This is a genomic window from Rhodococcus sp. 14-2470-1b (genome assembly GCF_002259415.1).
GTDB lineage: Bacteria > Actinomycetota > Actinomycetes > Mycobacteriales > Mycobacteriaceae > Rhodococcoides.
The window spans coordinates 62,681-70,139 of the sequence record NZ_NPFY01000024.1 but is presented as its reverse complement, the minus strand read 5'-3'; the positions used below and the strand labels follow the sequence as shown (position 1 = coordinate 70,139).

Here is a 7,459-nt window from a genome sequence, read left to right as displayed (position 1 = left end):
GCACCCACACCCACCAACCGGTGGACGGCTGCGAGATCGACTGAAATCAATCACACCGTGGCTCTAGAACGCGGTGGTCCGACTATCGGGGACCTGCCAGAACAACTCCTGCCCTGCAGTCGATAGTTGGTAAAGCGGACTCGCAGCTAAACCTGCAACTACCGATGTAGTTAGTTCGGACATGGTCACACCTTCTCTCGAAAATCGGTCCCACCGCACTCGAAGACAACGGCAACACGGGTATGCGAGTCACGAATAGCCGGTGTCGAGGCATCCACATGCTCGACTTGGCCTAGTCCGGCCGTCGACTTCATTGCCCGACTCCGCTGCTCGGAACGGCTGCGACGAAGTACTCGGCGCAATGTCCGAGGCCGTTCCGCCAGAACTCGAGGGGGGTGTTCACCCATAACCGACAGACACAGACGATGATGTCTGCGTGACCCTGTGGATTGTTGCTGCCGGTGTCGAGCTCGCCGTCATTGTTGCGCTCGGCGTTCTGCTGATCGTGTCGCAGAAGAAGCTGAAGACCACCCGAGCTGCTCTGGACCGAGCCCTCGACACCTCGTCCAAGCGTCGTAAACGTCGTGGCCTGGTGCCGTTCGCGATCCGGACGACGTTCAACACCGCCGACTCGCTGATCAACAAGGGCTTCGGCGCGACGGTGCGTAACTCCGTCGAAGACCTCGCGGGCTGGGCGAAGGTCGAGCGTCCCGATCTCGCGCGGATCGCGGCCGACGGCGACGTGGTGGTCGTGTTCTCCGACATCGAAGGCTCCACGGCGCGCAACGAGGAACTGGGCGATCGCGGTTGGGTGAAGCTGCTTGAACGCCACAACCGGCTGATCACCAAGCAGGTGGAAGGCCACGGCGGCCACGTCATCAAGAACCAGGGCGACGGCTACATGATCGCGTTCACCGATGCAGGCCAAGCGGTGCGATGTGGAATCGCGGTCCAGGAGGCTCTGCAGGAGAACCCGGACAAGTGGGATCAGATCCGAGTCCGCATGGGCATCCACGTCGGCAGTTCGGTGCGCCGCGGCGACGACCTGTTCGGGCTCAACGTCGCGATGGCCGCACGCGTCGCAGGCCAAGCCGACGGCGGAGAAATCCTGATCAGCGAATCGGTACGCGAGAAGATCGGTCGTGCGTACGACATAGTCCTCGCCGAACCACGCGAGGTGCAGCTGAAGGGCATGAAAGGAACCCACCAGCTGTACCCGGTGGAAGTTCCCGCACTTCCGGCGCCGACGACCGTGCGGGAACTCGGCTGACCGTCAGGGCACCGACACCACACCGATACCCGGAATGAGGGTGTCCACCCGCGGCGGCCCCCAGTACTCGCGCGAATGAGTCACGACGATGGCAACCGGCCCTGCACCCGTCTTCGCCACCACCTCCGTCGGCAAACCCTCTCCGGTGAGCTCGAGCGGAACGTTGCCGTTCGGAATCGCCGGATCGTACGGCGGCCTCTCGTAACCCGACAGCTCCCAGTGCCGCAGACCCTCGGAACCCGTTGCACCAGTGGCTAGATTGCGCCAATGCACCGTCAAGAATCGATAGGGATACTGGGGATCCCACGCAGCGACGTTCGCAGCGGAAATAGTCACGACACCGGGCTCTGCTCCGACGGTGGTCTTCATCGGAATGGTCTGGAACAACCCACCCGGCACAGCACCCGGAGCGATCTGAAAGCCGGTGACCACCGGAACCGGCGTGGTGCTGGTCTGCGGCGCCGCGGCAGCCGTGCCCGCACCCAGGACCAGCGAACCGAACAACGCCGTCGTAACCACGGCTCTTCGCAACACTTTTCGCATAACCTCTCCCCTTTCGTGAGTGAAATGTAGGCCAGGGCCTACATTTCACTCACGACACCTTCGCAAAACGGGCGGCAACACGTCTACCCATACACCGATTCGTGACGGGGTTGTGACACCGTCGCTTCGCGCTGTCCTTGCAGGAGGCACGAGCGTCCTGACTGAAGAGGGAAATCCTAGGTGGGTGGAAATCCATAGCGAGCCATGGATTTCCACCCACGAAGGGCATCACCGATCTGCCGAAACCCGTCCGTCGACCAGTTCGAGCAGCTCGGTCGCAGCGGCGGCCGAGGAGTTGGGGTTCTGCCCGGTGATCAAGATTCCGTCGCGAACGACGTACGACTCCCAGTCGGCGCCCTTGCTGTAGGCAGCGCCGAGCCTGACGAGCTCGTCCTCGACGAGGAAAGGGACAATATCGGTCAGCCCGACGCCGTCTTCTTCGGTGTTGGTGAATCCAGTGACTGTCCGACCCTTGACCAGCGCGCTACCGTCGGATCCTGTGACATGCCGCAGTACACCCGGCGCGTGGCAGACCAACGCGACCGGGATGTCGTTTCGCAGGGCGGTTTCGATCAGCGAGATCGAGTCACGATCCTCAGCGAGGTCCCACAGCGGTCCGTGCCCGCCCGGGTAGAAGACTGCGTCGAAGTCGGTGACGTCGACGGAGTTGAGCAGGACCGTCTCGGCAAGCTGAGCACCGGCGGCCTCGTCGGCTTCGAATCGGTGTGTGTCGTCGGTCTGGAAATCCGGTTCGTTGCTCTTGGGATCGAGCGGCGGCTGACCGCCCGCCGGTGATGCCAGCGTGATGTCCGCGCCCGAGTCCTTGAATCGGTAGTACGGCGCGGCAAGTTCTTCGAGCCAGAACCCGGTCTTGCGGCCAGTACTCCCCAGGGTGTCGTGCGAGGTCAAAACCATCAGAACCTTCATGTTCTCCACCTTCGTTCTTGTAGTAGACCGGTCGTCTACTAACGGATACAGGTATGCACGGTAGGCGCACCGCAGCTCAGATACCCAGAATGCTTCTCGTCAGCACCAGCGCACCGTCCATCGACTCGGTAGTGCGACTCAGCTTGGCCGTGACGCTCGCGCCGAGCCACAGATCGTACAGAGACGCCGCCACGAGGCGCGGGTCTCCCCCGAACGAGACCGAGCCCTCCGCCACGCCTGCGCGGATGGCACGTTCGATCCTCTCGGTGATTGCCGCGATGCCGTCCCTCAGCGCGATGCGCATGGACTCCGACAAGTCCGCCACCTCCGCACCCAGCTTGACCGCCAGACATTTTCCCTGGCAGTCGAAACTGCTCTGCGATTCGATCCACGACTCGAAGTAGTCCTCGATCCGCTGTGCCCACGTCCGATCTTTACGGCTCAGGATTGCGTCGAAGTCCGCCAAGTAGTCCGCGAAGTACGACTTCAGCATCGCCTCACCCAGCGCATCCTTCGATGCGAAGTGGTAGTAGAACGAACCCTTGGGAGCGTGCACCGCCGTCAATATCTGACTCAAACCAACTGCTGTGTAACCTTTTCGAGCCATCAGATCCCGAGAGCACGCAATGATTGCCTCACGCGTATCGGTTGTTTCGATCTCTGGCATGACCCTTACCGTACACGCGAGTAGACCGGTCGTCTACTAGACGTCGCGGATTCGATGGCTGCTACGTACGATCGGACAGCCAGACAGCGTGAGTGCGGAAGACAGGGTTACCGCTCGAACGGGCTGTTCATGGCGAAACCCGTTGTGAGTGGAAATGTAGGCCCTGGCCTACATTTCCACTCACGTTAGGTCAGGCGATGAAGCCGGCCAGAGCCTCGTTGAGCGTCTTGCTCGGACGCATGACGGCGGCGGTGGCTTCCTGGTCGGGGAAGTAGTATCCGCCGATGTCGACGGCCTGCCCCTGTACCTCGTTCAGTTCCTTGACGATCTGCTCTTCGTTCTCCGCCAATGCCTTTGCCAGTGGCTCGAAGTGCTTCGCCAGATCCGCATCCTCGGTCTGAGCAGCGAGCTCCTCCGCCCAGTACAGAGCGAGGTAGAACTGGCTTCCGCGGTTGTCGAGTTCGCCGGTCGAGCGCGACGGGCCCTTGCTGTTCTCGAGCAGCTTTCCGGTGGCCGCATCGAGTGCCTTGCCGAGAACCGTTGCCTTGCCGCCGGTCTTGGTGCCGAGGTCTTCGAGGCTGACCGCGAGAGCGAGGTACTCACCCAGCGAGTCCCACCGGAGGTGGTTCTCCTCGATGAGCTGCTTGACGTGCTTCGGAGCCGAGCCGCCTGCACCGGTCTCGTACAGTCCGCCGCCTGCCATCAGGGGAACGATGGAGAGCATCTTGGCGGACGTGCCGAGCTCGAGGATCGGGAACAGGTCGGTCAGGTAGTCGCGGAGGATGTTGCCCGTCGCGGAGATGGTGTCCAGCCCGCGGATGAGGCGCTCCATCGTGTAGCGAATGGCGCGGACCTGCGACATGATCTGAATGTCGAGGCCTTCGGTGTCGTGATCCTTCAGGTACTTGCGCACCTTGCCGATCAGCTCGTTCTCGTGCGGGCGGTACGGGTCCAGCCAGAAGACGACCGGCATGCCGGACTCACGGGTACGGCGCACGGCCAGAGCAACCCAGTCGCGGATCGGCGCATCCTTGACGATGCACAGACGCCAGATGTCACCCTCTTCGACGTCCTGAGTCAGCAGGACCTCACCCGTCGCCAGGTCGGTGATGTTCGCGACGCCGCCCTCGGGGACCTCGAACGTCTTGTCGTGCGAGCCGTACTCCTCGGCCTTCTGCGCCATCAGACCGACGTTGGGAACGGTGCCCATCGTGGTGGGGTCGAACGCCCCGTTGGTCTTGCAGAAGTTGATCATCTCCTGGTAGATCCGGAAGAACGTCGACTCGGGGCTGACTGCCTTGGTGTCCTTCGGCCGTCCGTCCGCGCCCCACATCTTGCCGCCGCTGCGAATCATCGCGGGCATCGATGCGTCGACGATCACGTCGCTGGGCGAATGGAAGTTGGAGATGCCGCGCGCCGAGTCGACCATGGCCAGCTCGGGGCGCTTCTCGTGACACTTGTGCAGATCGTCGATGATCTCTTCACGCTGCGCGCTGGGGAGGGACTCGATCTTGCTGTAGAGATCCGAGAGACCGTTGTTGACGTTGACGCCGAGCTCCTCGAACAGCTCGCCGTGCTTGGCGAACGCGTCCTTGTAGAAGACCTTGACGGCGTGTCCGAAGACGATGGGGTGCGACACCCGCATCATCGTGGCCTTGACGTGCAGGGAGAACATGATGCCCGTCTTGTAGGCGTCCTCCATCTGCTCTTCGTAGAACTCGATGAGCGCCTTCTTGCTCATGAACATGCTGTCGATGACGTCGCCGTCGGTCAGCGACACCTTCTCCTTGAGGACGACGGTCTTGCCGCTCTCGGTCAGCAGCTCCATCTTCACCTCGCGGTCGCCGTCGACCGTCATCGACTTCTCGCCGTGGTAGAAGTCGCCGTGACGCATGTGTGCGACGTGCGTACGCGACGCAGGCGACCATTCGCCCATGCTGTGCGGGTGCTTGCGGGCGTATTCCTTCACGGCCTTCGGTGCGCGGCGATCCGAGTTGCCTTCACGCAGAACAGGGTTCACTGCACTGCCGAGGCACTTGGTGTAGCGGTCGCGGATCTCGCGCTCTTCGTCGGTCTTCGGGTTGCCCGGGAAATCGGGGATGGCGTAGCCCTTGTCCTGCAGCTCCTTGATGGCTGCGAGCAACTGAGGGACCGAGGCGCTGATGTTCGGCAGCTTGATGATGTTGGTGTCGGGGTCCTGGGTGAGGCGCCCGAGCTCGGCCAGGTTGTCCGTGACGCGCTGGTCTTCGTTCAGATAATCGGGGAACTCGGCGAGGATGCGGCTGGCGACAGAGATGTCAGTGGATTCGACGTTGATCTCGGCCGCGCTGGCAAAAGCACGTATGACCGGCAGAAACGCGTGAGTCGCCAACATCGGCGCCTCGTCGGTCAGGGTGTAGATGATGGTCGGCTGTTTTGCTGTCATGTTCGCCTTTGCCTCTGTTTCAACGTCGTCTTTTGGATGCGTCCACCTCCAACTTTAAACTTGCCGACGCGAGTCCGTGCGGGGCAGTGTTGGGTACGGCTTAGTTACCCATCGGTAGCCCCGTCGGCGTCGCCGAGCAGGGATTGCTCGTCACCCCTCGGCAGTGCGAGAACGCAGTTTTCGGTACCCGGCCGCGGATTTTATGACCACAACTACGGTGGCGACGAAGACCGCCGCGAGCAATACCCAGAACGCAACGGTCACGTCCGGCGCCCACAACCACATCGCCGACAACGTCCCGCCCGCCAAGGCCGGAACACCGATCACGGCGCCGACGATCGCCGCCCCTCCCACCACGACAGCGGCGACGCCCCGAACGATCGCACCCACAGCAGCGCGCTCCCCCGTACCGCGCACGACCGACCAACCCGACGCCGCCAACAGAACGGTCGCGAGTCCGAGCAGGACCCCCAACACCGCCGGCGCCATGGACGACGGCAGATCCGACGCGGATCCGTCGAGCACCAGGGTCGTCACGTTTCTACCGACGGAAGCCACACGCTCGGCCTCGATCTCGCCATACCGGTTGGTGGCCAGCACGATTGCCCTGTCCTCCCCCGGCACCAATGCGACGTAGGTGTAGTAGCCGGGCACCGCACCCGAGTGCCACCACACGTCGTGGCCCTCGATGTCCTCGTTGTACAGACCGTCGCCGTACGCCGTGCCGTGCCCGGTGTCGGTCGCCACCGGATCACCCAGGTTGCCCAGTCGCCACGACGCGTACCGGCCGAGATCGTCGATCGTCCCGGCCAGATATCCATAGCCGAGGCCTGCCGAATCCACGCCCACGTCCACCGACCTGGAGGTCCCGAAGAACGGAACGTGGCCGTCCGGGACGGCCGCGGTGTACGCGTCGGGATCGGTGATGGTGCCCGACGCGCCCGCGGGATCGAGAACGTACCGTCGCACCGCGTCCGCATACTGCCCAGCGGTGACCTGCTCGACCACGGCCTGCACGAGCAGATAGTTGAGGCTCGAGTACCGGAACGTGCCGCGCGGGCCGATGCTGCTCGGTTGCTGCATCGAGTCGACGGCGTCGGACGCGGATTCCCGACGGGTCCAGTCGTCGGTGACGGAGACGTCGTGCGGTAGCCCACTGGTGTGACGTATCAGGTCGCCGACGGTGACCTGTGGGTCACCGAGCAGATGCTCGGCCTGCGGCAGGACGTCGACGACGACGGTGGCGTCCCGAAGAAGGCCGTCGGTCTCCAGACCTCGTACGGTGGCCGCTGCGAGCTGTTTCGACACCGAACCCCACACGAAGGGGGCGCCTGCCTCCGGTCCCGACGAGGCGTCGTCGACGAGTCCCTCGGAATCGACGATCTGCACGGCCATACTCGGTGCCCCGATGTCCGAGGCCCATCGCTCGACCTGTTGCTGCAGTGAGGGCGGCGGAGCCGCATCGGCGAGCATCGTCGAACCGGCGGCCACCAGGAGGAGCAGAACCACCAGGAACCCACGTCGAACAACCGTCACCGCACTCGCTCCCCACCCGAAGTCGTTTGCCCCTCGCATCTTGACGGTGCAGCAACCCCACCGCAACCCTGAGCCCACCCAGTGGACCCGC

General features: G+C 63.3%; 6 protein-coding genes. 1 reads left to right on the top strand and 5 read right to left on the bottom strand.

Annotation, left to right across the window (positions count from 1 at the left end; genetic code table 11):
* Nucleotides 1–436: 436 nt before the first annotated feature.
* Complete coding sequence (locus CH293_RS18570; RefSeq protein ID WP_094721070.1) at nucleotides 437–1,270, top strand: adenylate/guanylate cyclase domain-containing protein; 834 nt, start codon at nucleotides 437–439, stop codon at nucleotides 1,268–1,270.
* Nucleotides 1,271–1,273: 3 nt separating this feature from the next.
* On the opposite strand, the gene CH293_RS18565 is transcribed toward CH293_RS18570, so the two are convergent.
* The 5 genes from CH293_RS18565 to CH293_RS18545 all read right to left on the bottom strand — a co-directional run bounded on the left by CH293_RS18565 (nucleotide 1,274) and on the right by CH293_RS18545 (nucleotide 7,368).
* Nucleotides 1,274–1,804: a hypothetical protein gene (locus CH293_RS18565; RefSeq protein WP_255122904.1), complete on the bottom strand. Its 531-nt coding sequence runs from the start codon at nucleotides 1,802–1,804 to the stop codon at nucleotides 1,274–1,276.
* A 237-nt stretch (nucleotides 1,805–2,041) separates the two neighbouring features.
* A complete protein-coding gene (locus tag CH293_RS18560; RefSeq protein ID WP_094721073.1) occupies nucleotides 2,042–2,740 on the bottom strand; it encodes a type 1 glutamine amidotransferase domain-containing protein in 699 nt (232 codons plus the stop codon).
* Nucleotides 2,741–2,816: 76 nt separating this feature from the next.
* Nucleotides 2,817–3,407, bottom strand: a complete 591-nt coding sequence (locus CH293_RS18555) for a TetR/AcrR family transcriptional regulator (protein WP_094721069.1) — start codon at nucleotides 3,405–3,407, stop codon at nucleotides 2,817–2,819.
* 190 nt (nucleotides 3,408–3,597) lie between these two features.
* Nucleotides 3,598–5,832 (bottom strand): NADP-dependent isocitrate dehydrogenase, encoded by a 2,235-nt coding sequence (locus tag CH293_RS18550; RefSeq protein ID WP_037105065.1) that lies wholly within the window; start codon nucleotides 5,830–5,832, stop codon nucleotides 3,598–3,600.
* A gap of 150 nt (nucleotides 5,833–5,982) precedes the next feature.
* Nucleotides 5,983–7,368, bottom strand: a complete 1,386-nt coding sequence (locus CH293_RS18545; protein ID WP_255122903.1) for a serine hydrolase — start codon at nucleotides 7,366–7,368, stop codon at nucleotides 5,983–5,985.
* Nucleotides 7,369–7,459: the final 91 nt, after the last annotated feature.